The organism is Nocardiopsis listeri NBRC 13360, assembly GCF_001570765.1.
Taxonomy (GTDB): domain Bacteria; phylum Actinomycetota; class Actinomycetes; order Streptosporangiales; family Streptosporangiaceae; genus Nocardiopsis; species Nocardiopsis listeri.
This window is the reverse complement of record NZ_BCSH01000090.1, coordinates 1-26986: the sequence shown is the minus strand read 5'-3', so window position 1 is coordinate 26986 and position 26986 is coordinate 1. Positions and strand designations below refer to the sequence as shown.

Here is a 26986-nt window from a genome sequence, read left to right as displayed (position 1 = left end):
CGGCAACGATCACGCGGCGGGGAAGGAGGGAGAACCCACCCCCACCCCGCCCAACAACCCCAGGGCTATCTAGCCCAGGCGCCCCACCAACCACCCGAGCCACCCACACAACACCCCACCAAAGCCCCCATACCCATTCCTCCAAGCCGAAGCTCCCTCGGGTCCTTCGAGAAAATCCCTGAACAACTTATTGATCCTCTATCGGATAACCGCGCAGTTCAGACGCTTGGGTTCCATTTCGATTCTCCAACCATGCCAATGACTCAGTCCACGAACGAGGCGTGAGTGTGCTCCATGCCACCTCGATTTCTCCGGGTCATGTCCGCATGAAATCCCGCAGAAGTGGCAGGTATCCGAGTGAGACAGGCAAGCGACGCCACCGATCCTTCAGGAGGAGGGCTCATGAGCCGGTCGGAGAAACTCAGGGGTAATGCCACCCAGGTACGCGGCAGGGTCAGGGAACTGGCCGGGCGGGCGACGGGGAACTCCCGGATGCGCTCCCGTGGCCGTTTCGAACAGTTCAAGGGAAAGGCCATCCGGCGCACCTCGAACTTCAAGGACCGCATCCGTGGAACCGTGCGCGACCTGCGCGCGGGCAAACGCTGACCCCACGCCCCGAACCACTCACCCCATACCCCGTACAGACGTACAAGGGCCGGCCCGAACTCTCGGGCCGGCCCTTCGTTGGTCGTTGGGGCGAAGCGGAACCCGACGGGTCGGTCCGTGCATCCCAAGGTGCGGCCACACACTCACCCCGCGTCTACGTAGGAGAGGTCACCGCACCGTGGACTCCCCCGCTTCCACCGACTCCCTCGACGATTCCAACCCGCCCTTCGGGTGCAGCCCGATCGCCGCCCTACTCATCGGTGGGGTGTCGTACATGTTCCTGCTCTTACTGATTCCCGGGCTCACCGCGATGTTCGTCGGTATCGGCGCCGTCTACGAGGATCCCCCTCCCGAACCCGACCCGGTCATCCCGGCCTTCGTCTCCGCCGTGTTCCTCACCGTGTGCGGTGGCCTGGCCCTTCTCTGGCCACTGTTTCGGTGGGTGCGGCTGCCCCACCCCACCGCCACCTTCTGGTTCCTGACCGCGACCATGGTCGTGGTCCACCTCCAACTGTTCGTCACCAAGGCCCTCCTCGACGTCCTGGTCATCGACGTGCTTCTACCATCCGCTCTGGTCGCCACCGCGTTCCTCGCCTTCGCCGTACCGATCACGTTCGTGTCGAGCAGCGACCGGGGGTTTCGGTGGGCCGGCGCGATCGTCGTCGTGGTGGTCGTCCTGCGACTCGCGATGGACTGGGCCTCGGTCGTAGAGGACGAACAGGAGGCGTTCGACAAGGTGGTTCGGACGGTCTCCGAGTACCCGGACCGGGCCGCCCTGTTGGAATCCGAGGGGTGGTCGGCCGTCGAAGTCTTGAACCAACAGGATGACTACTTCGCGATCGACTACGAGAACCCCTCGGGTGAACGGGTCGAGATCACCTCCTGGGCGGATTTCGTCAACGACGGGCCTGGTTCCCCCGAGGACATCGGCTCCGCGGACCCGCTCGGCCACCGCTGCGACATCGAGCGCTACGTCTGTGAAAAGGTCGAGGAGGCCGGGCACACCGTCATGCTCGTCGAGGAGAGGGAGAGCCACTCGGGCCACCTCGATCTCCTCGTACGGCTGGAATGGCTACCGGGTGTCTTCGTCGAGATCGAATCGTGGGAGGGCGCCGACCTGACGGAGCTGCGCGCGCTGGTCGGCTCTCTACGTCCGGTCGAGGAGGGCGACGCCGTCACGCCGGCGGAGGAGGTCACTGGAGGTCCCCGCCGCTGAGCGCTGTTCCTTCCCTATCGCCCCGCAGTACGCGATGGTCGTCCTGGAGTGCTTCGACGAGAGCCCGCACGGCTGGAGGGAACGTGGTGCCGCGGGTCATCAGTACAAAGGCCGTCTCGGGTAGTTCGGGCAGTCCGTGGTCTCGGTGGACCAACCCGTCTGGAATGAGCGAGCGCGCGAACGGCATGACGCCGAGCCCGGCGAGGGCCGCCGCGCGGAGTCCGCTCAGGCTCCCCGAAGTACAGGTCACCCGATGTGCGCGTCCGGCGGACATCAGGGTGTCCAGCGCGGCGTCGCGGGTCAGGCTGGGTCTGGGGTAGAGCACCAACGGGACCGGCTCGTCCTCGTCGATGCGGACGTCGGGGGCCGAGACCCACACCAACGGGTCGTGGAACAGGATTCGCGGCCGAAAGGCGTCCACACCCGTGGTGGCGTTCAGGCGCATCGCGAGTACGGCGTCGAGTTCCCCGGCCCGTAGCCGTCGGTGCAACGTCACGCTGAGCTCGACGGTGAATTCGAGGTCCACGTACGGGTGGAGCGCGCGGAAGCGGCGCAGGAAGTCCGGTAGGCGGGTCAGGGCGAAGTCCTCGGAGACACCGAACCGCACGCGTCCGCGCGGCTCGGAGGAGACCACGGCGCCGATCGCCTCGTCGCTCAGGTCGAGGATGCGTTGGGCGTATCCCAAAAAGGCCTCTCCGGCCGCCGTCAGGCGCACGGCGTGGGTGTCGCGCTCCAGCAATGTCCGCCCGAGCGTGGTCTCCAGGCGTCGCACGTGTTGGCTCACCGCGGACTGACTCAGGCCGAGCCGCCGTGCCGCCCCGGAGAAACTGAGCTGTCCGGCCACCGTGACGAAGGTGCGTACCCGCACCAGGTCGAGTTCGCTGCGCATGGTCATCACGTTATCTGAATACAGTCAGTACGGTATCTCTGTTTCCGAATGACCATTCGGCCGGGAGAGTGGACACATGCTCTCCCGTCTGCGCCGCGCCATCGACCCGTTCCTACTGCTGTTGCTGCTGTTGCCCGTGGTGGCGACGTTCGCGCCGGCGCGTGGTGTGGCGGCGGACGCCTTGGACCACATCACGGTCGTGGCGATCTGCCTGTTGTTCTTCCTGCACGGGGCCAAGCTCTCTCCCGCGCAGACCCGGCAAGGGTTCTCCCGCTGGGGCTTCCAGTTGCTCGTGCTGGCCTGCACGTTCCTGGTCTTCCCGCTGCTCGGCCTGGGGATCGCGGCGTTGCCGTCCTCGGTGCTGAACCCGGTGATGGCCACGGGTTTCCTGTTCCTGTGCATCCTGCCGTCGACCGTGCAGTCCTCCATCGCGTTCACCTCGATCGCCCGTGGCAACGTGGCGTTGGCGGTGAGCTCGGCGTCGGTCTCCAACGTGCTCGGAGTGGTGTTGACCCCGCTGCTGGCCGCGTTCCTGTTGGGGTCGGCGGTGGAGATCACCCCGGAGTCGTTGCTCGGGATCTTCGGGCAGCTCGTGGTGCCCTTCGTCGCTGGTCAGCTGCTGCACCGACGGGTCGGACCGTGGTTGAAGGAGCACTCTCGCGTGGTGTCGGTGGTCGACCAGGGGTCGGTGCTGTTGGTGGTGTACGCGGCGTTCAGCGTCGGTGTGACTCAGGGGCTGTGGCAGGTCGTCCCGCCCACGCAGCTGCTCATGGTCGTCCTGGTCTCGTGTGTGCTCCTGGCGATCGTGCTCGCCCTGTTCACCGGACTGGGCCACGTGCTGCGGATGGAACGGGCCGACCGGATCGTCCTGATGTTCTGCGGCTCGAAGAAGAGCCAGGTGAGCGGGCTCCCCATGGCCATCCTGCTGTTCCCGTCGGAACAGGTGGGGATGTACGTGCTGCCGTTGATGATCTTCCACCTGATCCAGCTGTTCGTCTGCGCGGTGATCGCCCGCCGGGCCTCCTCCGGGGCTCCGGCGCCGGCGACCGCCACCGAGAGTTAGGAGGCGTTGGAACCTCGGTCCGCCAGTGGCAGTCCCTGGCGGCGACGGTGCACGCTCAGGTAGCGCAACCCCTCGGGACCGGCGGTGAAGCTCCGTCGGGAACGTCGGGGCAACCACAGCACGGCGCCGGGCGCGAGGTCGACGGTGTCGAGTTCGGTGTCCACGTGCCCGCCGCCGGACAGGACGTGGACGAGCACGTCGAAGTCGGGCCCGGTGTGCGTCTCGATCGTTCCCTCGGGCCGGAGTTCAAGGATCTGGGAGTCCAGGTCTCGCTCACGCGGCTGGAGCTTCCAAAGGGCACCGGTCATGTCGGCCCGGGTGTTGTCGGCCGTGGTCTGGGAGGTGTCGACCAGTACGCGGGGCAGCGCCGTGGCCGCCTCCTTGGTGATCTGGATCCGCCAGTCGCGCGTCTCGCGGTTGAGGTAGTCCCAGCCGTAGCCGTCCGCGTACTCGTCCTCGAACTCATCTCGCAGGTGTTTCGGATCGTGGTCGTTGACCAGTACGAACGCTCCACCCACCGGCAGGTCGGCGTAGGTGCGGAAGATCGTGGGGTGTTTGTCGGGCTTGCGCATCCCACGAACGTCCAGAACCGCTACCTCGGGGGTGTCCGCTTCCTTCGATTCCATCTTCCGCTCCTGCCGGATAGTTATTACAACACTGACTTGTGTAAACTCTAGAGCATGGTCCCTGTGATCGCGCAACCATGTGTGGACGGCCTGGACCGAGCGCGTGTGGACGAGTGCCCGGTCGAGACGACCTACCACGAGGGCGACCCGCCGGTAGGGTTCGAGCCGTACCCGGCCGGCAACGAGAGGTTCTTCGCGCGGGCGCCGCCCTGCCGCGAGGAAGCCTTGGACCCGCCCGGAGGCGCGACCGGGCTCGGACCGCCGGGGGTGGACACCCCGTTGGTGGCGGGCCCGCCCCCTCAGGGCCCGAGAAAGGAAGAGGGTTGACCGAGTCGAGGACGGGACGACGACCGAAAGGGCGCCGCGAAGAGGTGTTGCGGGTCCTGCGGGAGACACGCAGGCCGATGGAGATCATCGAGATCGCCGAGCGGCTCGGCGTGCACGCCAACACCGTCCGGTTCCACCTGGCGACACTGGTCTCCAACGGTCAGGTCGAACACCTCAGTGCCGAACGTGGCGTTCCGGGGCGCCCGGCCCGTCTGTACCGGCCGGTCCAGGGCATGGATCCGCAGGGACCGCGACACTATCTCGCGCTGGCCGAGGCGCTCACCGAGAGTCTCGCCGGCACCACCGACCCACGGCAGCGGGCGATCGAGGCGGGCCGGGCCTGGGGCCGCAGACAGGCCGTGGGCACGGGACCGGGAGGAGGGGCGGGCGATTCTTCGGATGCGGTCGATCGACTGAGACTCATGCTCGCCGAGTTGGACTTCGATCCCGAGCGTCCCGCCGACACGGGCGGCGGTGGTCGGCGGATCGACCTACGGCACTGCCCGTTCCTGGAGCTGGCGCTGGAGCGCCGCGAGGTGGTGTGCTCGCTGCACCTGGGGTTGATGCGGGGCGCGATGGAGGCGTGGGACTCCGAGGTCACCGTCGACCGGCTCGACGCCTTCGTCGAACCGGACCTGTGCTCGGCCCATCTGAACAACGTCCGCCCGACCGGCGGGAACGTTCAGGAAACCCCTACCGAGGAGCACTCGCCGCACACGCCCCAATAGACGACCTCGGCCTCGTCGATGGCGAAACCGTGGCCGCCGGAGGCGGTGAGGCAGGGCGCGTGGCCGACGGCGCACTCGACGTCGGCGATGGCTCCGCATGAACGGCACACCACGTGGTGGTGGTTGTCTCCGACGCGCGTCTCATAACGCGCGACGGTTCCCTGCGGCTGGATGCGTCGCACCAGGCCGGAGGTGGTCAGCGCCTTGAGAACGTCGTAGACGGCCTGGTTGGAGACCGTGCCGAGTTTCCCACGCACGACGTCGATGATCGATTCCGTGTCCGCGTGCGGGTTGTCGTGCACGGCGGAGAGCACAGCTATCCGAGGGCCCGTCACCCGCAGAGCGGACTCGCGCAGCATGTGCTCGAAATCCGAAGGGGTTGGCATACTCCCAGTGTGCAGCGTTTTCTGGAGTCAGTCAAGTTATGGGATATTTCCATCTTGCCCCGGGAATCCCACCGGCCCCAACGCACGATGGTCGGCCGCCCCGTCGTCTTCGGGGCGGCCGACCGTGTTCGGGTAAGGCAGAACCTAGTCGGTACCGGACTCCATGGCCGCGTGGTCGAGCCACTCGTCCTCGTCGACCGCACCGCGCGAGGCGATGGCCTCCGCTCCGCCCTCGGGCATCGAACCGATGAGGCCGGTCGAGGCCGCCTGGGCGGCGCCGATCGTCGTCGGGTGCTCGCTGCCGACCATGCCCAGCCGGGAGTAGTCCTCCAGCTTGGCGCGGGAGTCGGCGATGTCGAGGTTGCGCATGGTCAGCTGGCCGATGCGGTCGCCGGGGCCGAACGCGGAGTCCTCGGTGCGCTCCATGGACAGTTTGTCCGGGTGGTAGCTGAACGCCGGACCGCTGGTGTCGAGGATCGAGTAGTCCTCACCGCGGCGCAGCCGCAGGGTGACCTCGCCGGTGACGGCCGTGCCGACCCAGCGTTGGAGGGACTCGCGGATCATCAGGGCCTGCGGCTCCAACCAGCGGCCCTCGTACATGAGGCGACCGAGGCGTCGACCATCGTTGTGGTAGGCCTCGATGGTGTCCTCGTTGTGGATGGCGTTGACCAGACGCTCGTAGGCGGCGTGCAGCAGCGCCATGCCGGGGGCCTCGTAGATGCCGCGGCTCTTGGCCTCGATGATGCGGTTCTCGATCTGGTCGGACATGCCCAGCCCGTGACGGCCACCGATGGCGTTGGCCTCCAGGACCAGGTCGACGGCGGAGTCGAAGGACTTGCCGTTGATGGTGACCGGACGCCCCTTGTCGAAGGCGATGGTGACGTCCTCGGGGACGATCTCGACCTCGGGGTCCCAGAAACGGACCCCCATGATGGGGTCGACGATCTCGATGCCGGTGTCGAGGTGTTCCAGTGACTTGGCCTCGTGGGTGGCGCCCCAGATGTTGGCGTCGGTGGAGTAGGCCTTCTCGGTGCTGTCCCGGTAGGGCAGGCCGCGCTCGACCAGCCACTCCGACATCTCCTTGCGGCCACCGAGCTCGTTGACGAAGTCGGCGTCCAGCCACGGCTTGTAGATGCGCAGGGAGGGGTTGGCGAGCAGACCGTAGCGGTAGAACCGCTCGATGTCGTTGCCCTTGTAGGTGGAGCCGTCGCCCCAGATCTGCACCCCGTCCTCGAGCATGGCGCGGACCAGCAGGGTGCCGGTGACGGCGCGGCCCAGGGGCGTGGTGTTGAAGTAGGGACGACCACCCGAGCGGATGTGGAAGGCACCGCATGCCAAGGCGGCCAGCCCCTCCTCGACCAGGGCGTCACGGCCGTCGACCAGGCGGGTGATCTCCGCCCCGTAGGCGGTGGCGCGGCCGGGCACCGACTCGATGTCGGGCTCGTCGTACTGGCCGATGTGAGCGGTGTAGGTGCACGGGACGGCACCCTTCTCGCGCATCCACGCGACCGCGACAGAGGTGTCGAGGCCTCCGGAGAAGGCGATTCCGACGCGCTCGCCGGCGGGGAGGGAAGTGAGTACCTTGGACATGCATATAAGCATGCACCCTTATGAATGAACATGCAATTCGGATCACGAACCGATGCTGTGAGCCTGGTCATCCCACCGCCCTCGGGCGACGTACCGATCGACTTGCGGGACGTCCGCACACCGTGCGTCGGACGAGCCCCGGGAACGAGCCCCGGAAAAGGTTGACGCGCCCGCGACGGACGGTATATCGGTGGCACACTGTGAGTTCTCCGAACGGTGCGGGCCGGTTGTCGGGGCCGCGAGCGGCACCGAACACCCCCTATCTCCCCGAAGCAGGAGCACCATGATCGTCATCGGCGTGTCCTCCGGTACCTCTGCCGACGGCATCGACGTCGCCGCCGCCCGGCTCGAACTGGACGGCGACCTGGTCCGGCTGACCCCGTTGGGCCACCTCACCCGCCCCTACTCGACCGCGCTGCGGTGGCAGATCCGCGCGACGCTGCCACCGGCGAACACCACACTGGAGACGGTGTGCCAGGTCGACGCCCGCATCGGCCAAGAGTTCGGCGAGGCGGCGTCGGAGGCCATGCGGACCTTCTGCGGTGGCCGCGCCGACCTGGTCGTCTCCCATGGGCAGACACTCTTCCACTGGGTCACCGGATCCACCGTGCACGCCACCCTCCAGATGGGCCAGCCGGCATGGATCGCCGAGGCCACCGGGCTTCCCGTGGTGTCCGACCTGCGCTCGGCGGACGTGGCCGCGGGGGGTCAGGGCGCACCGTTGGCCGCCGTCATGGACACCCTGTTGTTGGGTGATCGCGACGGGCCCACCGCGGCGCTCAACCTGGGCGGCATCGCCAACGTGACCGTGGTGCGCGAGGACGCCCCGCCCCTGGCCTTCGACACCGGTCCCGCCAATGCACTGCTCGACGCCGCGATGCGTCTGATCAGTGACGGAGAGCGCGACCTGGACGTCGACGGCGCGCTCGCCCGGACCGGGACCCCCGATCCGGAGTTGCTGGAGTACCTGCTCGCCGAGCCCTACTACCGGCTGGCCCCGCCCAAGAGCACCGGACTGGAGCTGTTCGGCCCCGGTTACCTGGAGGAGGCACTGCGCGAGGTGGCCCGCCCCGAGGACGGGGACCTGCTCGCCACACTGGTCGAGGTCACCGCGACCACCGTCGCCGACGCCCTGCGTCCGCACGGGGTGCGGGAGGTGATCGCCTCCGGCGGCGGCACCCGCAACCCCGTGTTGGTGGAGCGTCTGGCCGCCCATCTGGAGCCGGCCCGACTCACCTTCAGCGACGCGATCGGGGTGGACGGGGACGCCAAGGAGGCGTACCTTTTCGCGCTGATCGGTTTCCTGAGTTGGCACGGGATCCCCGGTGTGGTCACCGGCTGCACGGGAGCCCACCGCTCGACCGTGGCGGGTCGCTTCACCCCTGGCACCGAGCCCCTGCGCCTTCCCGAACCCGCCACACAGGCACCCGCGCGCCTTCGGATCGAGGCCGCGCGAGGCCGGCCCGGACCGCCGCAACCCCGCGGCCGTGTCCACCCCGCACCATGATCGCCCGGAGGAGCCGCCGGTGCAGACCGTCGACATCGTCGTCATCATCGTCTACCTGTTGTGTTCGGCCTGGTTGGGCCTGAAGCTGTCCGGTCGCCAACGCGACGTCAAGGACTACTTCATCGGCAACCGCGAACTGCCCTGGTGGGCCGTGTGCCTTTCGGTGGTGGCCACCGAGACCAGCGCGCTCACCGTGATCAGCGTTCCCGGGGTCGCCTACCTGGGCGACGTCACCTTCCTCCAGGTCGCCGTGGGCTACCTGATCGGTCGGATCGTGGTCGCCTACCTGCTGCTACCCCGGTACTACCGAGGTGAGATGACCACGGCCTACGCCTACCTCGGGCTGCGCTTCGGCCGGGGCATGCAGGCCACCGCCTCGGTCACCTTCCTGTTCACCCGGTTGCTCGCCGACGGTGTGCGCCTGTTCGCGGCGGCCATCCCGATGAAGATCATCCTGGACTCGATCGGGTTGGAGGCCTCCTACTTCACGATCGTCGCGGCCATGGGCGTGGTGACCATCCTGTACACCCTGGTCGGCGGCATCCGCGCGGTGGTCTGGGTGGACGTCCTCCAGATGGGTCTGTACTGCGTCGGTGGTGTGGTGGCCCTGGTCGTCATCTCCACCAGCATCGACGTGAACTTCCTGACTGTCGCGGCGGAGGAGGGCAAGACCCGGTTCCTGGACTTCACCTCGAACCCGATCTCCGCCCCCTACGCCACGGTCACCGCGGTACTGGGCGGCGCCCTGCTCTCCACCGCCTCCCACGGCGCCGACCAGCTCATCGTGCAGCGGCTCCTGGGGTGCCGCACGCTGCGCGACGCCCAGAAGGCCGTGATCGTCAGCGGCGTGGTGGTGTTCGTCCAGTTCGCGCTGTTCCTCACCGTGGGGTTGGCCCTGTACTCCTACTTCGAGCGCGCCACCGTGGAACAGTTGGGGATGAGCACCTCCGACGAACTGTTCCCGGTGTTCATCGCCGAGGGGCTGCCCGCGGGACTGTCGGGGCTGCTCCTGGCCGGGATCATGGCGGCCGCGATGAGCACCCTGTCGTCGTCGTTGTCGGCGCTCTCGTCCTCGACCATGGCCGACCTGTACGAGAAGTTCTCCCGTCGCCGCTTGGAGGACGGGCAGGCACTGCGGATGAGCCGTCTGTTCACCCTGGGTTGGGGGCTGGTGTTCATCGGGGCGGCCGCCATGTTCACCGGCACCGACAACCCGGTGGTGGAACTAGGACTGTCCGTCGCCAGCATCACCTACGGCGGCCTGCTGGGCGCGTTCTTCCTCGGTCTGTGGGTTCGGCGGGCCCGGCAGGCCGACGCCGCCATCGCCTTCGCGGTGGCCGTGGCGACGATGGCCTGGCTGTTCCTGTTCGAGCCGGAGCTGGTGGGCTTCACCTGGTACACCGCGATCGGGTCCGCCATCACGCTGGGGTTGGGGTACCTGCTGTCGCGGCGGCACCGCGACGACTCCCCCACCGCCGGGGCCGATCCCTCCCCCGCCCCCGCGGGGGAGGAACGTCCCTGAACGTGGACGAGTGAGGCGGTCGCCCCCGGCCGCCTCACTCGTACTCGGTGCCGCCCTTGCGGGTCAGGTAGACGTCGGAGACGAACTTGGCGATCGTCCGTCCCACCAGCACCTCGGAGAACCGTTCACGGGCCGGTCGGACCACCAGACCCTCACGGATGTTGGTCCCCTTACCGCTCCAGGTCTCCTTGCCATCGGCCGCTTCGAACAGCGCCTTCTCGTCGTAGGGCCCCTCGTACAGCACGGGTACCGCCGGCAGGCCGACCTCGGTGAGCACGTCGCGCAGGTCCACGGCGTCCAGCCAGGTCCGCTCGCCGTCCACGTCCAGGGCGATGTCGAACACCGCGTATCCGGGCCGGTCTCCGTGGGCGGTCTCGCCGTACTTCAGGTCCTGGACCCCGGCGCCGAACACCTCACCGAACACGCCCACCCGGCGGGCACCGAACCGACGGGCCAGCGCTCGCGCGGCCGCACCGACCGCGTGGGCGCGCACCGACTTCCAGTACAGGTTCTTGCCGTCGTCGGCCAGAGCGAGGCTTCCGCCGCCCTGTCCCTTGGAGGACACGAACTCCTCGTCGGTGTCGGCCACGAGCGTGTACAGGCAGGCCGTGCCGTGGATCTTCTCCGTGGCGACGACCGGTTCCCCCGGCGTGAAGACGTCGGGATGGCGCTTGACGTTCTCGATCTCGATCCAGCGCAGGAGGTCCGGCGCGGGCAGCACGTCGCCGCTCATGTGGATGGGTACCTCCGGCACCCACTTGGTGACCCCGAGGTCGTCGGCGAAGTCGGTGCCGGCCTCGTGTTCGGCGGCCAGGTCCCGACCCGCCAGCCTCTTGGGGCGGCACACGATGCCTTGGGAGACCTGACCGCGCAGCCGCACGGTCTTGACCCGGTCGGCCTTGGAACCGGCGAGGCGACCGGTCAGCCCGAGCTCGTCGATGAGGTCCTCGGGCAGGATGGCCTGTTCCGGGATGTAGAGCGCCCACTCACCGGTCCGGTAGGCGCCCTTGGGCACGACGGCGTGGAACAGGCCGACCTTGGCCAGTTCCAGGGCGTCGGCGTTGGGGTGCGGAAGGATCGTGAGTCGCTCGGCGGTCACCCGAAGGGTGGACATGCTCGAACCTCCTGGGGGTGGTGTTCGTGTCCGTGCGACTATCGCCGATTCGGAACCGGGCTCACAAAGGGTTTTTCGCCGTCGGGGCGGGGACTCGCAGGAGGAGCGCGGTGACGTTGTCGTGTCCGTCGGGGGCGACGGTGCCACCGCACTCGGCGCATTCGGGTTCCTGGTCCATCCGGGGATCATCCCAGGCCCGAACCGGCCCGGCCGGGCCGGACCTCTAGAGTGGAGGGTCGACGTGGCGGGGTCGGACGGCCTCGCCCCCACGAGTTCCCCGCGGGGACGAACACCGGAACGGATCTCCTTGTACCTGACCAACATCCGCCTCGATCCGTATCGCGCCACCGGAATGCAGGAGTGGACGGTGATGGGGAAGGCCGTGCGCGGGGCCGTCGAACCCGACCCGGAAGCGAAGGCCCGGGTGCTGTGGGCGCGGCTGGCCCCGGACATGCTGCTGGTCAGCTCCGACACCGCCCCGGCCTGGGGCAAACTGCCCGGCGCGGTCTCGGCCACGTTCCATCCGATGCCCCTGCACCGGGCGGGTGAGACGGTCGAGTGGGAGCTGATCTCGGCCCCCACGGAGCGGCGTGGCGAGGACGGCAAGAGCGGCAAGCGCGTCCCGGTTCCCGAGTCGGGGTTCGAGGCGTGGCTGGACCGGCGGTTGGACGGCGCGCTGGAGGTGACCTCCGTGGGGTGGAAGCACCTGGGCGGTCGGCCGGCCCGATACCACTTCGACGGGCTCGCCAGGGTGGTGGACGGCGAGCGACTGCGTGAGCTCTCGTTGAAGGGGATCGGTGCGGGGTTGCGGACCGGGGCCGGCCTGTTGCTCACGCAGGAGGCGTAAAGACCGGGAACGGACCTTTCGCAACCGAAGCACGCGATTCGACCACGACAAAGGCTGACATAACCACCCTGAATGCCACATACACCGCATAAGACGCATTGTGACCAACCTTGCGTAGGAGTGTTGCATTCAAGGGCCAAATCATGAAGGTTTTCTCCTAGGCCCGAGCTGACCGTCGCACAGGGAACCCGGAACGGACCCACCAGGCCCTTCCGGGCCCCGCCCGCACGACAGAAAGCCCAAAGGAGCAACCTTGGCGTACTCGAACCGGAACCGCCCCACGGCGCGCACCGGATCAACCACGGTTCCGATCCCCCGCACCGCCGCACGCACGGCGCTGTTCGCCGGTGCCCTGACCGCCGCACTCACCGCGGCCTTCCTGCACGCGCCCCAGGCCCTCGCCGAACCCTCCCCGCAGGCGCGGAACGCCTGCGAGACCGATCCCGAGGCGCCGCCCAAACGGCAGATGCGCGCCGAGTGGATCGCCGGCGTGCAGAACATCGACTGGCCCTCCCAGCAGGGCCTGAGCGCCGACGAGCAGAAGGACGAACTGAACGACCTCTACGACGAAGCCGTCGACAACGGCCTCAACTCGGTGTTCGTACAGGTCAGGCCCACCGCTGACGCGTTCTGGCCCTCACCCCACGAACCGTGGTCGGAGTGGCTGACCGGAGAGCAGGGCGGCGACCCCGGGTACGACCCACTGGAGTACGCGGTCGAGGAGGCGCACGCCCGCAACCTCGAATTCCACGCCTGGTACAACCCCTACCGGGTCGCCATGCACGACGACCCCTCGCAACTGGTCGAGGACCACCCCGCCCGACAGAACCCGGACTGGGTCTTCGAGTACAACGGTCAGCTCTACTACAACCCCGGGATCCCCCAGGCGCGCGAGTTCGTGATCGAGGCGATGATGCACTCGGTGGAGAACTACGACCTCGACGGCGTCCACTTCGACGACTACTTCTACCCCTATCCGGCCGAGGGGCAGGAGATCCCGGACGAGGACACCTTCGCCGAACACGGTGGCGAATTCGACGACATCGAGGACTGGCGGCGCGACAACGTCGACACCATGGTCCGGGAGATGAGCGAGGCGGTGAACGCCACCAAGCCGCACGTGAAGTTCGGCATCAGCCCGTTCGGGATCTGGCGCAACTCCTCCACCGACCCCGAGGGCTCCCAGACCAGCGGTTCGCAGTCCTACGACGACCAGTTCGCGGACAGCCGCAAGTGGGTCACCGAGGGTTGGCTCGACTACATCAACCCGCAGGTCTACTGGGAGATCGGACTCCCCGTGGCCGACTACGCGGCGTTGGTCCCCTGGTGGGAGGAGGTCGCCGCGAGCACCGACACCCATCTGTACATCGGGCAGGCCGCCTACAAGGTCGGCAACGAGGGCGCCTGGTCGGACCCGAACGAACTCTCCTCGCACCTGGACTTCAACCGAGACCACGCGGGGGTGCACGGTGACGTGTACTTCAGCGCGAACTCGCTGCGCAGCAACGCCCAGGAGGCCATGGAGACCGTGGTGGCGGACCACTACTCCAGTCCGGCGCTGGTCCCGGTCAAGGAGGACCTGGGCGGGGCCGCGCCCGAGCCGCCGGCGGCGAGCGCGACCGACGACGGCACGCTGGAGATCACGGCCGGCTCGGGTGAGGCCCCCGCCTACTACGCGGTGTACGGCTTCGAAGGAGAGCCCGAGCCGGAGCAGGGCGAGTGCGGCGTCGAGGACCCGCGCAACATGCTGGGCACGGTGCGCGCCGACTCGGACGGGGCGGCGACCTTCGACGTCTCCGATGGTTCGGACACCACGTACTACGTGACCGCGTTGGACCGCCTGCACCACGAGAGCCGGGTGGGCGAAGCGGTACGGCTTCCCTAGGAACCGATTCGAAGAGCGCATGAGGGGCCCGGTGACCACCGGGCCCCTCATGTTCGGTCGGGGTCTTCCTCGCACTCGGCACCGACCCGTGTCGACTCCTCGGGGAGGCCGGACACGCCGGCTCGCGGCCTCATCGGGCCTGAGCGTGTTCGCCTACGTCAGGTCCTAGGGACCCGCGCAGCGGGGAGAACCGGGAGGGCGCGAGGCCGGGGTCCGGCCTGCGCACCCCTCCCTGACCAACGGCGTCACGGAACCTCCGGTCTTCGGGAGGAACAGGCCTGATACCCCCGCGGGGTACAGGTAGGGTGGCGTCCATGACGAGGATCGAACGGCGGCCACAGGGCACGGGACGCGCGTGGGCGCGCGTCCTGCTACTGGTCGCGTTGCTGTTCGGGCTCGGGGCCATGCACACACTGGGACACCTCCAGCACGAGGCCCACGCCGTCGCGGGTCCGGCGGCCGCCCACGACGTGATGGGGAACGCCGTGGCGGAACCCGCCTCGGACCTGCCCGAACTCGATCCCACCTCGCTCTGTCTGACCGTCGGGGCCTTCACCGTCTCCCTGCTCGGGGTTGCCACCGTCGCGTTCCACCGTTGGCCGGGCGGACCGATCCTGTCCACGGGGCCCACGCGTCGGCCGTCCCCGCTCTTCCCACCGGCTCCCGACGATCCCTCTCCGGTTCGCTTACAGGTTCTGCGCGTCTAGATGCCCGCGGACGCCGACCCCGTCGGCCCGTCCGCTCGCCATGCGTGTACCAGTGAACCCGGAAGACGAGGAACCGATGACCTTCGACAAGCGTGCCCTGAACCACCGTGCCCTGGCCGTGGCCTTGGCAGCCGTCCTGTTCGCCACCTCCTGCGGCGACGCCGATACGGAGACCGACACACCGCAGAGCCAGGGGCAGGTCACCGAACACACCGACGCGGACGTGCACTTCGCGCAGATGATGATCCCGCACCACGAGCAGGCCGTGGAGATGTCCGACCTCGCCGACACCCGTGCCGGTGACGAGGTCCGGCCCCTGGCCGAACAGATCCGGGCCGCCCAGGGGCCGGAGATCGAACAGATGGAGGCGCTCCTGGACGGATGGGGCGCCGAGGTGGCCCACGACATGGATCCCGCGGAGATGGACGGAATGCTCTCCGAGGAACAGATGGCCGAGTTGGAGCCCGCCGATGGGGACGCATTCGACGCCTTGTTCCTGGAGTTCATGGTCCTGCACCACGAGGGCGCCGTCACGATGGCCCGAACCGAGCTCGACGAGGGTGTGGATCCCCAGGCCCGGGAGTTGGCCCAGGAGATCATCGACGCCCAGGAGGAGGAGATCGCGCACATGAACGACCTGCTCGGCGCGGACGGCCGCGAGCGCTGATCTCGGGCGACGAACGACGACGTCCCGGGCCCGTGCGGGTCCGGGACGTCGTAACGCCGTTCGGGGTCAGCCGGCGGTGGCCGGGATGACGCTGCCCTCGTAGGTCTCCTCGATGAAGCGCACCGTCTCCGGGGAGGTCAGCAGGTCGACCAGCGCCTCGATCCGAGGATCGTCGGTGTTGTCGGCGCGGGAGGCGAGGATGTTCACGTACGGGTTGCCCTCGAACTCCTCCAGCAGGATCGAGTCGTTCTCGAAGTCCAGCCCGGCTTCCTGCGCGTAGTTGTTGTTGACGATCGCGGCGTCGACGTCGTCCAGCGAACGGGGCAGCTGGGCGGCCTCCACCTCACGGAAGTCCAGGTCGCGCGGGTTCTCCTCGATGTCGGAGAGGCTGAAGGTGGCCTCGTCGATGCCCTCGGCCAGGGTGATGAGCCCGCTCTGCTCCAACAGCAGGAGCGCCCGGAACTCGTTGGTGGGGTCGTTGGGCAGCGCGACCTGGGAGCCCTCGGCCAGGTCGGCGATGTCGTCCACGGATTTGGAGTACAGGCCCAGCGGCGGCAGGTAGATCTGCTCGACCGCGACGAGGTCGGTGTCGTTGCCCTCGTTGTACTCCAGCAGGAACGGCTCGTGCTGGTAGAGGTTGACGTCGAGTTGGCCCTCGGCGAGCGCGGCGTTGGGCGCGATGTAGTCGGAGTACTCGTGGATCTCCAGGGTCAGACCCGCTTCGGCGGCGAGTTCGGACTCGACGAACCGAAGGATGTCGCCGGCGGGCACGGCGGTGGCCCCCACGCTGAGGACTTCCTCACCCTCGGCCGCCTCCGTGTTGTTCTCGGAGGGGGCGCCACAGGCACACACCGCGAGCAGGGCCAGGGCGGCGGGGACGGCGAATACGGCGCGACGCATGGGAGTCCTTCGGGTGTGGCGTGTACGTACGAGACCGGGGGGTTTCCTACCTTTTAAGTATTAAATAAGGATTAACCCGAGAAGTCCAGCCCCAGTGACCAAGTACACACGCTCTGACCTGCCAAAAGAGGAGTCCTCCCCTGAAGCGTCGCGGCCGGGACGGCGTTGGATCACCTCGTTTCGAATACGCACCGTATTCACCGGACCGAGGCCTTCCAGCCCCCTCACTCCTCCCAGGGGAGCCCCCACCGACGGGTTCGTGGATACCGGATCCGCCCGAGTAGCGGGGGTCCGGGCGTTCGCACGCCCCGTGACGCCCTGGGGCACCATCCGACCCCACACCCCCCGCCACCCCTTACCGTCTACTTACCGCGGGTGAGCAGACTTGCCGTTGACGACACCAGGACGGGGGCGCGCCCCCGGGGATGGAACGAGGACGATGCTCTCCGACGTGTTCGAGTGGTTCAAGGGATTGTTCGGCGACACCGCCGGCGACCTGATCGATGGGGCCGGTGGCGCCGCGGACGAGGCCGGGGCCGCGGTCGAGGGCCTGGGTGATGGCGCCGTCGGCGAGTTCGCCCAGGACAGCGGCCTGGACACCGTGGCCCAGGAGGCTCAGGAGGGCGCCCTGGGAGAGGTCACCGAGACCGCCCAGGGCTTCCAGGAGCAGGCCGAGACGTGGGGCGGGATCGCCGAGGACCCGATGGGCGCCGCCGCAGACGGGATCCGCGGCCACATCACCGACGAGAACTGACGCCTCGCCCTCGCCCGTCCTGCCGGTACTCGGCGCGCGGGGGCGACTTCCGGGCGACGACCTGCGTAGCATTCTGACTACCCTAGGTGATTACCGATCGTCGAAAAGTCAGGGAGCTCCAATGAAGTCGCCCGTCAGCCCGCACCAGATGGTCCTGCGCCTCGCCACGGGTGCCTCCATCCTCAACTCCGGACTGAGCAAGCGCGGAGCCGACGAGGACACCGCGATGGGGGTGCACGGCATGGCGGTCGGCACCTACCCCTTCCTCGACAAGGTCGACCCGGTCAGTTTCACCCGGGCGTTGTCGGCCGGAGAGATAGCCCTGGGCACCGCCCTTCTCTTCCCCCTCGTCCCCAACAAGCTGGCCGGGGCCGGGCTGAGCGCGTTCGCCGCGGGCCTGCTCGGCCTGTACCTGCGCACGCCCGGCATGCACAAACCCCGCAGCCTGGCCCCGACCGATGAGGGCCTGGGCTTGTCCAAGGACCTCTGGCTACTGGGCGCGGGGCTGTCCCTGGTACTCGAGAGTTGCGAGCGTCGACGCTGAACCCCCGTTCGTCGACATGTGGCCCGCGCCGGCGCGCCGACCGGAAGCAGTGCGTGGCCACCCGACGACTCCAGGTTATTACTGAACAGTCATAAATCAACCATTCACCTGCGATTACGCAAGCAGGTATCGAGTACCAGAAATATCTACGTCATATGGTATTTACATATCACCATTGAATGGCTACGGTTCTGGAAAGCGAACGGGTTGGAAGCGACCCAGACAAGGCCGTGAAAACCCGCTCGCCCACCTTACACAACAGCACTGCAAGGAAATTTCGATCCCCTGACTGGGAGCGCTCCCAACTCTCCCGTTCAGACCATCCCCCCTTCCCCTTCCATGTCCGCCCAGGTCAACGCCGGAAACCCGGAACTCTCCGGCGTCGATCGCGAACGAAGCCTCGTCCCCTCGACGCTTCGTTCGCACCGGGTGGATTCACCCCCGCTCACCCTTGAGGAAGAAATCGAGATGACAAAGAACCGTGCCGTGAAAAGGACCCGATGGGTCCGCGGTGGACTGGCCGTGGCCGCTGGATTCGGCCTCGTGCTTTCCGGATCCCACGCGCTCTCCGCCGCCGAGCGCGTCGATAACCCCTACGTCGGCGCCGACGTCTACGTGAACCCGATCTGGTCGGCCAACGCCGCCGCCGAACCCGGTGGCGAGGCCGTCGCCGACGAGCCCACCGGTGTGTGGATGGATCGCATCGGCGCCATCGAGGGCAACGACAGCCCCACCACCGGCGACATGGGACTGCGCGACCACCTGGACGAGGCGGTGGAACAGGCCGCCGGTGAACCCCTGGTGTTCCAGCTGGTCGTCTACAACCTGCCCGGTCGCGACTGTGCCGCCCTCGCCTCCAACGGCGAGCTGGGTCCGGACGAGATCGACCGCTACGAATCCGAGTACATCGACCCGATCGCGGAGATTCTCGCCGACTACGAGGACACCTCGCTGCGCGTGGTCACCACCATCGAGATCGACTCGCTGCCTAACCTGGTCACCAATGTCTCCCCTCGCGAGACCGCCACCCCCGAGTGCGACGAGATGCTCGAGAACGGCAACTACGTCAACGGGGTCGGCTACGCCCTCGGGAAGCTGGGCGCCATCGAGAACGTCTACAACTACGTGGACGCCGGCCACCACGGCTGGATCGGCTGGGAGGACAACTTCAGCGCCTCGGCCCAGCTGTTCTACGAGGCGGCCAACACCAACGGGGCCTCCCCCGACGACGTGCACGGCTTCATCGCCAACACCGCCAACTACTCGGCTCTGGAGGAGGACAACTTCGCCGTCACCGACCAGGTCAACGGCACGAGCGTGCGCGAGTCGCAGTGGGTGGACTGGAACAACTACACCGACGAGCTCTCGTTCTCCCAGGCCCTGCGCGACGAGCTCGCCTCGATCGGGTTCGACTCCGAGATCGGCATGCTGATCGACACTTCCCGCAACGGCTGGGGCGGCCCCGACCGTCCCGCCGGCCCGGGCCCGGAGACCGACGTCGACGCCTACGTCGACGGCGGCCGCTACGACCAGCGCATCCAGTCCGGCAACTGGTGCAACCAGTCCGGCGCGGGTCTGGGTGAGCGCCCCACCGCCGCCCCCGAGCCGGGCATCCACGCCTACGTGTGGATGAAGCCTCCGGGTGAGTCCGACGGCTCGAGCGAGGAGATCCCGAACGACGAGGGCAAGGGCTTCGACCGGATGTGCGACCCGACCTACGAGGGCAACCCGCGCAACGGCCACAACATGAGCGGTGCCCTGCCGGACGCTCCGGTCTCGGGCCACTGGTTCTCCGCACAGTTCCAGGAGCTGCTCGCCAACGCCCACCCGCCGATCGAGTAGGAGGGTTGGACGCCTTCCGACCGACGGGTGGGATCCCCTTCCCGGGTCCGGGCGCCCGCGCATCCCACGGGGGTGCGCGGGCGCCCGCCGTGTGCCCCGACCGAGCCTTTCGTCGTGGAGATGGCTACCGTTGGGTAGGTCTGACCCCACCTCGACCCGAAGGGCCCACCATGTCCTCCCCCACCCCACCGACCGCCCGCCGGACCGCGTTGGTCACCGGGGCCTCCTCCGGAATCGGCGCGGCCGTGGCCGCCGCCCTGGTCGAGCGCGGCTACCGCGTGTTCGGGACGAGCCGTTCACCGGAGAAGGTCGCCGAGCCGATCACCGGAGTCGAGTACCTGGCCCTGGACCTGACCGACTACGCGTCCGTGGAGGCGTGCGCGGAGGCCGCCGGCGACGTGGACGTGCTGGTCAACAACGCCGGGGAGAGCCAGAACGGGCCCATCGAGGAGCTTCCGATGGACGCGGTGGAGCGGGTGTTCCGACTCAACGTGTTCGGGGCGGTGCGTCTGACCCAACTGCTACTGCCGGGTATGCGCGCCCGCGGCCACGGGCGCGTGGTGATGGTCGGGTCGATGCTGGCGAGTTTCCCGTTGGCCTTCCGGTCCTCGTACGTGGCGAGCAAGGCGGCCATCAAGGGCTTCTCCGACGCCACACGGCGCGAGGTGTCCCCGTTCGGTGTGGGGGTGACCACGGTGGAGCCGGGCTCGATCAACACCGGGATCAGCGAACGTCGCACCCAGTACGTGGCCGAGGGGTCCCCGTTCGAGGCCGACTACCGCACCATGGTGAACACGCTCAACACCAACGAGGCCAAGGGGATCTCGGCTGAGAAGGTGACCGCGACCGTGCTGAGGGCGATCGAGGCGCGTTCGCCCCGGCCACTGTACGCGGTGGGCAGCAACGCTCCCCTGGTGTTCGCGTTGCGACGGCTGCTGCCGCGTTCGGTGATGCTGCGGATCGTGGCGCGCAAGCACGGACTGCGCTGATTCGACGAGGACCATAAGCGTCCTGAAAGCAGGGCGGCGCACAATCGATCCCGGCAACAGGGCGAACATGCGGCCGGCGACCACGAGAACGCCAATCGGTGAGACGACGGACCCCCACGCGTACGAGCGAGCCGGGGCGGGGCACGCGAGGGCACACCCCGGCCCCGCGCTCGGAAGACACCCCTTAGGTTGGCCTCAGTGGTTATCGAACCGACCCGAGGAGCAAGCGTGACCAGTGTCGTCAAGTTCAACGTCCTGACCGTCCCCGAAGGCGAGGGGGCCACGTTGGAGGAGCGCTTCGCCAAGCGCGCCGGGCTGGTGGAGGGCCAGGAGGGCTTCGAGGAGTTCCAGCTCCTGCGCCCGGTCGAGGGCACCGACAAGTACCTCGTCTACACCCGCTGGCGGTCGGAGGAGGACTTCCAGAACTGGGTGAACGGCCAGGACTTCAAGAAGGGCCACGCCAAGGCCGCCGCCGACGCACACAAGGACGGGCACGCGCACGGCGGGCACGGTGGTCCGGCCGCGACCAACAGTGAGATCTGGGGCTTCGAGGTCGTCCAACACGTGGTCGCCAAGGGCTGAGGTCTCGGCTCTGCGCCAGAGCCCCACGACCACGGCCACGCCCTCGGGGTGCATGAGGCCATCGTCGCGTCATCGGCCATCACGGCCGACGGGGTTTCGGTGGGGGGCACCGTGCCCTCGTCGAGGATGGGACGCCAGGATGGTCCGCCATGAGGAAGTTCGTCCGTCGTATCCGACTCGTCTTCGCCCCGTCCGCCATGGCCGCCGGACTCATCGCCGTCCTGGTCGGGGTGACCAGCTCCGCCGCGATCGTGTTCACCGCCGCCGAGGCCGCGGGGGCCTCCCCAGGAGAGACCGCGTCCTGGATGCTGGCGTTGGGTGTGGGCATGGCCGTGACCTGCGTGGGTCTGTCCCTGCGATACCGGGCGCCGGTGGTGACCGCTTGGTCCACCCCCGGCGCCGCGTTGTTGGCGGTCGGTCTGGACGGGGTGACCATGGCCCAGGCGGTGGGGGCGTTCCTGTTCTCCGCCGCGCTCATCACCCTGAGCGGGGTGACCGGTTGGTTCGAACGGGTCATGGACAGGATCCCCGTCCCTCTGGCCGCCGGATTGTTGGCCGGTGTGCTCCTACAGTTCGGGATCGGCCTGTTCAGCGGTATGGAGGGCGACTTCGCGGTGGTGTTCGCGATGTTCGCGACCTATCTGGTGTGCCGAAGGTGGCTGTCCCGGTACGCGGTCCTGTCGGCGTTGCTCGCCGGTGGCCTGGCCGCCGCCTTCGAGGGGTCGTTGCGCCTGGGTTCGGTGGACCTGGCCCTGGCCACCCCGGTCTTCGTGGCGCCGGAGTTCTCCTGGCAGGTGTTGGTGAGCGTGGGCCTGCCCCTGTTCGTGGTCACGATGGCGTCCCAGAACCTGCCCGGTGTGGCCGTTCTGCGCGGTGACGGCTACCAGGTGCCGATCTCGCCGGTGATCGCCTGGACCGGGGCGACCAACCTGGTACTGGCCCCGTTCGGCTGTTACGGCATGAACCTGGCGGCGATCACCGCCGCGATCTGCACCGGCCCGCAGGCACACCCCGACCGGGATCGTCGGTTCCTCGCCGGGGCGTGGGCCGGGGTCTTCTATCTGGGGGTCGGGGTGTTCGGCGCGACCGTGGCGTCCCTGTTGGCCACGCTGCCCTCCTCGCTGATCCTGGCCATCGCGGGGCTGGGACTGTTGGGCACCATAGGTGGTTCGCTGGCTTCGGCGACGGCGGACACCGATGCGCGCGAGGCCGCGGTGGTGACTTTCCTGGCCACGGCGTCGGGGTTCACCCTGTTCGGTGTCGGGTCGGCCTTCTGGGGCCTGCTCGCCGGTGCTCTCACCCTGGCGATCACCCGGTGGGGCCGACGAAGCGATGCCGAAAAATCCCTTGCCCCGCGAGAAAAGCGTGCGCTATAACTGACCCTTCGCACCGAACGACGGTGCGAGCACACGACGAGAAGGGAGGCGTTCTCGATGTTCCGCATGATCACCGCGTCCGCTTCCGCGGTCGGCTTCCGACGCTGACCAGGGTGACGGCGGGCGCACCACACGAAGGTGAAGCCTTGACCGTTCTTCCGAACGACCTGACCATCCGCACCATCACCGGCCCCGAGGAGCTCGACCTCTTCAACCGGTTCCCCTACGCCCTCAACGACGAGTTCCCCGTGGACATCGCCGAGGGCCGTCGCCGCCCGCAGTGGATGTGGGTGGCCACGCACGGCGACCGCCTCATCGGTCGTCTGTCCTGGTGGTGCCGTGACCAGGACGAACATCCCCTCCTGCTCGATGTGTTCGACGTCGTGGACGCCCCCGACGTCGATCGGGTCGCCGTGGCCGAGCACCTGGTGCGCGCCGCGGCCGCCACCGTCCTCGGCGAGGCCACGACCTGGCCCGAGTACTTGCGTTTCCTTCCGGCCGACTGGCGTGAGGACCCCGAACAGCGGTCCATGGTCGAGGACCTGATGGCCGCTCTGGAGAAGACCGGGGGTCGGCCGCTCACCGAGCGGCTGCGCTTCGAGTGGCGGGAGGGTTCCCGTGAACCGGAGGTCGGCGACCGACTCCGATTCCGCGAGATCACCGACACCACGGAGATCCTCGACCTCATGGTCCGTGCCCTGGACGGGACCTTGGACTGTCATGACCAGGCCGACCTGCGGGAGAAGTCCGCGCGTGAGGTGGCCGAGGCCAACTTCGCCGACGAGTTCGCCGCCTACACCACACCGCGTTCGTGGTGGCGGGTGGCGACGTCGCCCGACGGTGAACCGGTCGGCTTCGTGGTCCCGGCCCGCAACGCCTACCACCCGATCATCGCCTACGTCGCGGTGCTTCCCGAGCACCGTGGCAACGGGTACATCGACGACCTGGTCGCCGAGGGCGGTCGCGTGCTGCGGGAGGCGGGCGTGGCCCACATCCGGGCCGCGACGGACCTGGGCAACGTACCGATGGCCCGCGCCTTCGAACGCGCCGGTTACGACACCATCAGTGGGATGGTCACCATGGTGTGGGAGTAGGCGGTCTTCTCCTGGCGCCGCGGGAACCGCGGGTGTCGTTCGGGTTCCTCCATGAGTCGTCGACGAGGTCCTGCTGCCTGATCTGGGAGCACGGTCCCGATCACACGAAGAAACCCCGCCTCCGGGTTGGCGGAGGCGGGGCGCGGGTAGGGAGATCCTTCGTACTCGATCTCGAATCCTGGGGGGGAAACCCGTGAACGCCGTGCTGTTCGACATGTTCGGTGTGGTCGCCATGGACCAGTCGGTGCGGGTCCGCGAACAAATGGTGGAATTCTCCGGCCACGACCACGACTCCTTCTGGGAGGCCTATTGGGCGCGGCGGCAACCCTATGACCGGGGCGACCTCGATGGTCCCACGTACTGGAAGGCGGTCGGTGAGCGTCTGGGCACGCCCTTCACACCCGAACAGGTGGAGCACCTGATCACCCTGGACCTGGACAGCTGGTCACGGATCAACGACGAGTCCGTCGAGGTGGTGCAGGGGCTGGCCGCGTCGGGCAGACCCGTCGGGTTGCTGTCGAACATCCCCGAGGACCTCGCGAGACGGTTCGAGGAACGCTTCCCCGAAGTGCTCGGCCTGTTCCCGGTGCTGGGACTGTCCTGCCGAATCGGTCACGCCAAACCCGAGGCCGCGGCCTTCGAGTGGTGTTTGGAACGGTTGGGATCCCCCGCCGAGGGCGTCCTGTTCGTGGACGACAACGCCACCAACGTGGCGGCCGCGCGGGATCTGGGACTGCGGGGACACCGTTTCACGACGGTGTCCGACCTGCGATCGGCGTTGTCGCACGGGTGAGGCCCAGCGGCGGCGCTCCCGCTGCGTCCGGTGGAAACCGGACGCGGCGGGTCGGCGGTCGGTTCTCAGGCGTCCAACTCGCGGAGGAGTTCGGCGACCTTCTCCGGCTGTTCGTAGAGGGACAGGTGTCCGGCGCCCTCGATGGTGCGCACCTGGGTGTGCAGGAAGCGGCGGGCCGGTCCGTGCAGTCGTGCGGGTGAGAAGAACGGGTCATGCGACCCGGTGGCCACGGTGACCGGGGTTCCGGCCCAGGCCCTGAAGAACTCCCCGTACAGGGGAGTCGGTGTGGAGTTGGTGCGGCAGTGTCGGGCCACCAGCGTCAACCACTCGGCCTCGGCGCGGTACTCGGCGCAGTCGGTGTCCGTGGACGGGCCGCTGAGGAACTCGATCAGTCGGGTGCTGGTCTGCTCGTTGGGGTGGATCATCCACGGCAGGGTGACGCGCATCGACTCCGAGCTGACCCCGGCGGCCGTCAACCCGGCGGGGTTGAGCAGCATCAGTCCGGCGACCAGTGGGCTCGGGGTCGAGGACAGCGCGATCGCGGCGCCCCGGGAGTGTCCCAGGAGGATGACCGGGCGGTCGGTGATCTGTGGCAGGAGTTCGTCGAGCCACTCACCGTAGGCCTCCATCCGGGAACCGGCGTTGCGCTTGTTGCAGCTCAAGCCCGGCTGTCCCGGAGGGTCGACCAGCAGTACCGGCCGGTCCGCGGCGAGCGCGCGGGCGGCGGGAACCGTGGTGGCGGCGTTGAAGTTGGTGCCCGACAGGACCAGGACCGGGGTTCCGGACCCGCCCAGGGCACGGAAGGCCTGTGTGGGTCCCAGGCCGGTCTCCACGGGTGGAAGCGGTCCGAGGTCGGGCCACCGGCTCAGGGCCTTGTGACACCAGGCCTGCACGGAACGCTCGGCGTTCTCGGAGCGATAGACGCGCGCGGCGCGACGGGGGACAACGGTCATGGATCTGATTTCGCGTAGAGAGCTGAGGTGTTCACCGACCGGACTTCCCGGCGCACCAAGAGAGGACTGTACGCCTCTGTCGGGCGCCTGGCCACTCCAAGGGTCGAGCCCCCGAAAAGGTGTCGCCCGGCAGTGGCGTCGAGCGCATTCATACCCACGCCCAAGTGCCCACTGGTGGGCGTGTTCTCCCTGGTACGGGGGCCTATGATCCCGACCGGAAACGGTCATAGATCCCCAAAGAGGTTTATTTTCAACTCGGATCGGTCGATACCGGAATCGGCCACGTGATGGGATTTCTCGATGATCGGATGAACCACCGACGAGAAACGGTCTCCATGGTGATTTCACGCACTCCGGAGCCGCCGGCCACCACCCCGGCCGGCGGCTCTCTTTCAGGAGGCGCGAACGGGGTCAGGCGGGCAGACGCACCAGCATCTTGCCGGTGTTCGCTCCGCGCATCATTCCGAGGAACGCGTCGACCGCGTTGTCGATCCCGTCGACCACCGTCACCTTGCTGTGCAGCTTGCCCTCCGCCAGCCACCCGGCCGCTCGCTCGTAGTACTCGGGGGCCAGGTCGCCGTGGTCACCGACCAGGAAGCCCTGGAGCTTGACCCGCTTACCGACGAGCAGGCCGAGGTTGTCGGGGCCGGGAGCCGGTTCGGTGTCGTTGTAGACCGAGATGGCCCCGCACAGGGCGGCACGGCCGTGGACGCGCATCCCCTGGATGGCTGCGCGCAGGTGGTCGCCGCCGACGTTGTCGAAGTAGACGTCGATGCCGTCCGGCGCGGCCTCGGCGAGTTGTCCCTCCAGGTCGCCCTCGCGGTAGTCGATGGCGGCGTCGAAGCCGAACTCCTCCAACAGGCGGCGCTTCTTCTCGGGTCCGCCCGCGGAGCCGATGACCTTGGACGCGCCCAGTTGCCTGGCCATCTGCCCGGCGAGGCTGCCCACCGCGCCCGCCGCACCGGAGACGAACACGACGTCGCCCTCCTTGAGTTCGGCGATGGCGGTCAGGCCCGCGTAGGCGGTGAGGCCGACCATGCCGAGCGCGCTCAGGTAGGCCTGGGCGGGCGCGGCCTCGGTGTCGACCACCTTGGCGCGTGCGGCGTCCATCAGCGCGTACTGGCGCCAGCCTTGGAAGTGCAGGACGCTCGCACCGACGGGCACGTCGGGGCTCTCCGAGGCCACGACGGTTCCGACCGCGCCACCGTCCATGACCTCTCCGAGCCGGAACGGCGCCACGTAGGATTTGGTGTCGTTCATGCGGCCCCGCATGTAGGGGTCGACGGAGATCCAGTCGTTGCGGACCTGGATCTGGCCAGGACCCGGCGCGTCGACGTTGGTCTCGATCACCGCGAAGTCCTCCGGCTTCGGCTCCCCGTCGGGTCGCGCGACGAGGTGGACTTCCTTGGAAACGGGCATGCTTCTCCCCCTGTTTGTGTTCGTTTCGAACGTCGAGACCCGGGCTGTTCACTCAGACCC

General features: G+C 68.2%; 27 protein-coding genes. 19 read left to right on the top strand and 8 right to left on the bottom strand.

Annotated elements, in window-relative coordinates; translation table 11 throughout:
• The first annotated feature begins 402 nt into the window (after window positions 1–402).
• Together NLI01S_RS22805 and NLI01S_RS22800 are read left to right on the top strand one after the other, a co-directional pair.
• The gene (locus tag NLI01S_RS22805) at window positions 403–606 is read left to right on the top strand and encodes a CsbD family protein (RefSeq protein WP_067608258.1); all 204 of its coding nucleotides are present in this window, start codon (window positions 403–405) and stop codon (window positions 604–606) included.
• A gap of 178 nt (window positions 607–784) precedes the next feature.
• Window positions 785–1822 carry a hypothetical protein gene (locus NLI01S_RS22800; RefSeq protein ID WP_067608256.1) on the top strand — a complete coding sequence of 346 codons (1038 nt, stop codon included), beginning with the start codon at window positions 785–787 and terminating at the stop codon, window positions 1820–1822.
• Here NLI01S_RS22800 and NLI01S_RS22795 read toward each other — a convergent pair.
• A complete protein-coding gene (locus tag NLI01S_RS22795; protein WP_067608267.1) occupies window positions 1800–2711 on the bottom strand; it encodes a LysR substrate-binding domain-containing protein in 912 nt (303 codons plus the stop codon). The genes NLI01S_RS22800 and NLI01S_RS22795 overlap by 23 nt on opposite strands.
• A gap of 76 nt (window positions 2712–2787) precedes the next feature.
• On the opposite strand from NLI01S_RS22795, the gene NLI01S_RS22790 reads away from it, so the two are divergent.
• Window positions 2788–3774 carry a bile acid:sodium symporter family protein gene (locus NLI01S_RS22790; RefSeq protein WP_067608253.1) on the top strand — a complete coding sequence of 329 codons (987 nt, stop codon included), beginning with the start codon at window positions 2788–2790 and terminating at the stop codon, window positions 3772–3774.
• Here NLI01S_RS22790 and NLI01S_RS22785 read toward each other — a convergent pair.
• A complete protein-coding gene (locus NLI01S_RS22785) occupies window positions 3771–4400 on the bottom strand; it encodes a DUF2249 domain-containing protein (protein ID WP_067608250.1) in 630 nt (209 codons plus the stop codon). The genes NLI01S_RS22790 and NLI01S_RS22785 overlap by 4 nt on opposite strands.
• A gap of 54 nt (window positions 4401–4454) precedes the next feature.
• On the opposite strand from NLI01S_RS22785, the gene NLI01S_RS25860 reads away from it, so the two are divergent.
• Window positions 4455–4727 carry a ferredoxin family protein gene (locus tag NLI01S_RS25860; protein ID WP_157091113.1) on the top strand — a complete coding sequence of 91 codons (273 nt, stop codon included), beginning with the start codon at window positions 4455–4457 and terminating at the stop codon, window positions 4725–4727.
• Entirely contained in the window at window positions 4724–5455 is a 732-nt protein-coding gene (locus tag NLI01S_RS22775; protein WP_157091112.1) for a helix-turn-helix transcriptional regulator, read from the top strand. The genes NLI01S_RS25860 and NLI01S_RS22775 overlap by 4 nt, the downstream gene beginning before the upstream one ends.
• On the opposite strand, the gene NLI01S_RS22770 is transcribed toward NLI01S_RS22775, so the two are convergent.
• Complete coding sequence (locus tag NLI01S_RS22770) at window positions 5410–5841, bottom strand: Fur family transcriptional regulator (RefSeq protein WP_067608244.1); 432 nt, start codon at window positions 5839–5841, stop codon at window positions 5410–5412. The two genes, NLI01S_RS22775 and NLI01S_RS22770, sit on opposite strands and share 46 nt — an antisense overlap.
• Window positions 5842–5985: 144 nt before the next feature.
• On the bottom strand, window positions 5986–7431 hold the full coding sequence (argG, locus tag NLI01S_RS22765) for an argininosuccinate synthase (RefSeq protein WP_067608241.1): 1446 nt from the start codon (window positions 7429–7431) through the stop codon (window positions 5986–5988).
• A 283-nt stretch (window positions 7432–7714) separates the two neighbouring features.
• Between argG and NLI01S_RS22760 the strand changes: the two genes are divergently transcribed.
• Together NLI01S_RS22760 and NLI01S_RS22755 are read left to right on the top strand one after the other, a co-directional pair.
• Entirely contained in the window at window positions 7715–8938 is a 1224-nt protein-coding gene (locus NLI01S_RS22760) for an anhydro-N-acetylmuramic acid kinase (RefSeq protein WP_067608238.1), read from the top strand.
• A 19-nt stretch (window positions 8939–8957) separates the two neighbouring features.
• A complete protein-coding gene (locus NLI01S_RS22755) occupies window positions 8958–10460 on the top strand; it encodes a sodium:solute symporter (RefSeq protein WP_067608234.1) in 1503 nt (500 codons plus the stop codon).
• Between the two features lie 34 nt (window positions 10461–10494).
• Here the strand turns inward: NLI01S_RS22755 and NLI01S_RS22750 are convergent, their stop codons facing one another.
• Window positions 10495–11574: an RNA ligase (ATP) gene (locus NLI01S_RS22750; protein ID WP_067608231.1), complete on the bottom strand. Its 1080-nt coding sequence runs from the start codon at window positions 11572–11574 to the stop codon at window positions 10495–10497.
• A 307-nt stretch (window positions 11575–11881) separates the two neighbouring features.
• Here NLI01S_RS22750 and NLI01S_RS22745 point away from each other — a divergent pair, with 307 nt between their 5' ends.
• From NLI01S_RS22745 to NLI01S_RS22730, 4 genes are all read left to right on the top strand, one after another.
• Window positions 11882–12421, top strand: coding sequence for a type I-E CRISPR-associated protein Cas6/Cse3/CasE (locus NLI01S_RS22745; protein ID WP_067608264.1), 540 nt, complete (start codon window positions 11882–11884; stop codon window positions 12419–12421).
• A gap of 253 nt (window positions 12422–12674) precedes the next feature.
• Window positions 12675–14306: a glycoside hydrolase family 10 protein gene (locus tag NLI01S_RS22740; RefSeq protein WP_067608228.1), complete on the top strand. Its 1632-nt coding sequence runs from the start codon at window positions 12675–12677 to the stop codon at window positions 14304–14306.
• A gap of 314 nt (window positions 14307–14620) precedes the next feature.
• A complete protein-coding gene (locus NLI01S_RS22735; protein WP_067608261.1) occupies window positions 14621–15013 on the top strand; it encodes a hypothetical protein in 393 nt (130 codons plus the stop codon).
• A 76-nt stretch (window positions 15014–15089) separates the two neighbouring features.
• Window positions 15090–15680, top strand: a complete 591-nt coding sequence (locus tag NLI01S_RS22730) for a DUF305 domain-containing protein (protein WP_067608225.1) — start codon at window positions 15090–15092, stop codon at window positions 15678–15680.
• 66 nt (window positions 15681–15746) lie between these two features.
• Here NLI01S_RS22730 and NLI01S_RS22725 read toward each other — a convergent pair whose 3' ends face one another.
• A complete protein-coding gene (locus NLI01S_RS22725) occupies window positions 15747–16580 on the bottom strand; it encodes a MetQ/NlpA family ABC transporter substrate-binding protein (protein ID WP_067608222.1) in 834 nt (277 codons plus the stop codon).
• A gap of 439 nt (window positions 16581–17019) precedes the next feature.
• Between NLI01S_RS22725 and NLI01S_RS22720 the strand changes: the two genes are divergently transcribed.
• The 8 genes from NLI01S_RS22720 (at window position 17020) to NLI01S_RS22685 (ending at window position 24554) form a co-directional block, all read left to right on the top strand.
• The gene (locus tag NLI01S_RS22720) at window positions 17020–17334 is read left to right on the top strand and encodes a hypothetical protein (RefSeq protein WP_067608219.1); all 315 of its coding nucleotides are present in this window, start codon (window positions 17020–17022) and stop codon (window positions 17332–17334) included.
• Between the two features lie 121 nt (window positions 17335–17455).
• Complete coding sequence (locus NLI01S_RS22715) at window positions 17456–17878, top strand: hypothetical protein (RefSeq protein WP_067608216.1); 423 nt, start codon at window positions 17456–17458, stop codon at window positions 17876–17878.
• Window positions 17879–18346: 468 nt separating this feature from the next.
• Window positions 18347–19720 carry a glycoside hydrolase family 6 protein gene (locus NLI01S_RS22710; protein ID WP_157091111.1) on the top strand — a complete coding sequence of 458 codons (1374 nt, stop codon included), beginning with the start codon at window positions 18347–18349 and terminating at the stop codon, window positions 19718–19720.
• 170 nt (window positions 19721–19890) lie between these two features.
• Window positions 19891–20709, top strand: a complete 819-nt coding sequence (locus tag NLI01S_RS22705; RefSeq protein WP_067608213.1) for an SDR family oxidoreductase — start codon at window positions 19891–19893, stop codon at window positions 20707–20709.
• Window positions 20710–20937: 228 nt separating this feature from the next.
• Window positions 20938–21291 carry an antibiotic biosynthesis monooxygenase family protein gene (locus NLI01S_RS22700; RefSeq protein WP_067608210.1) on the top strand — a complete coding sequence of 118 codons (354 nt, stop codon included), beginning with the start codon at window positions 20938–20940 and terminating at the stop codon, window positions 21289–21291.
• A 149-nt stretch (window positions 21292–21440) separates the two neighbouring features.
• Window positions 21441–22667 carry a benzoate/H(+) symporter BenE family transporter gene (locus NLI01S_RS22695; protein ID WP_067608207.1) on the top strand — a complete coding sequence of 409 codons (1227 nt, stop codon included), beginning with the start codon at window positions 21441–21443 and terminating at the stop codon, window positions 22665–22667.
• A gap of 146 nt (window positions 22668–22813) precedes the next feature.
• Window positions 22814–23761 carry a GNAT family N-acetyltransferase gene (locus NLI01S_RS22690; RefSeq protein ID WP_067608204.1) on the top strand — a complete coding sequence of 316 codons (948 nt, stop codon included), beginning with the start codon at window positions 22814–22816 and terminating at the stop codon, window positions 23759–23761.
• Between the two features lie 193 nt (window positions 23762–23954).
• The gene (locus NLI01S_RS22685) at window positions 23955–24554 is read left to right on the top strand and encodes an HAD family hydrolase (protein WP_067608201.1); all 600 of its coding nucleotides are present in this window, start codon (window positions 23955–23957) and stop codon (window positions 24552–24554) included.
• A 65-nt stretch (window positions 24555–24619) separates the two neighbouring features.
• Here the strand turns inward: NLI01S_RS22685 and NLI01S_RS22680 are convergent, their stop codons facing one another.
• Both NLI01S_RS22680 and NLI01S_RS22675 read right to left on the bottom strand, forming a co-directional pair.
• Window positions 24620–25507, bottom strand: a complete 888-nt coding sequence (locus tag NLI01S_RS22680) for an alpha/beta fold hydrolase (RefSeq protein ID WP_067608198.1) — start codon at window positions 25505–25507, stop codon at window positions 24620–24622.
• Window positions 25508–25918: 411 nt separating this feature from the next.
• Window positions 25919–26926, bottom strand: coding sequence for an NADP-dependent oxidoreductase (locus NLI01S_RS22675; RefSeq protein ID WP_067608195.1), 1008 nt, complete (start codon window positions 26924–26926; stop codon window positions 25919–25921).
• Between the last annotated feature and the right edge of the window lie 60 nt (window positions 26927–26986).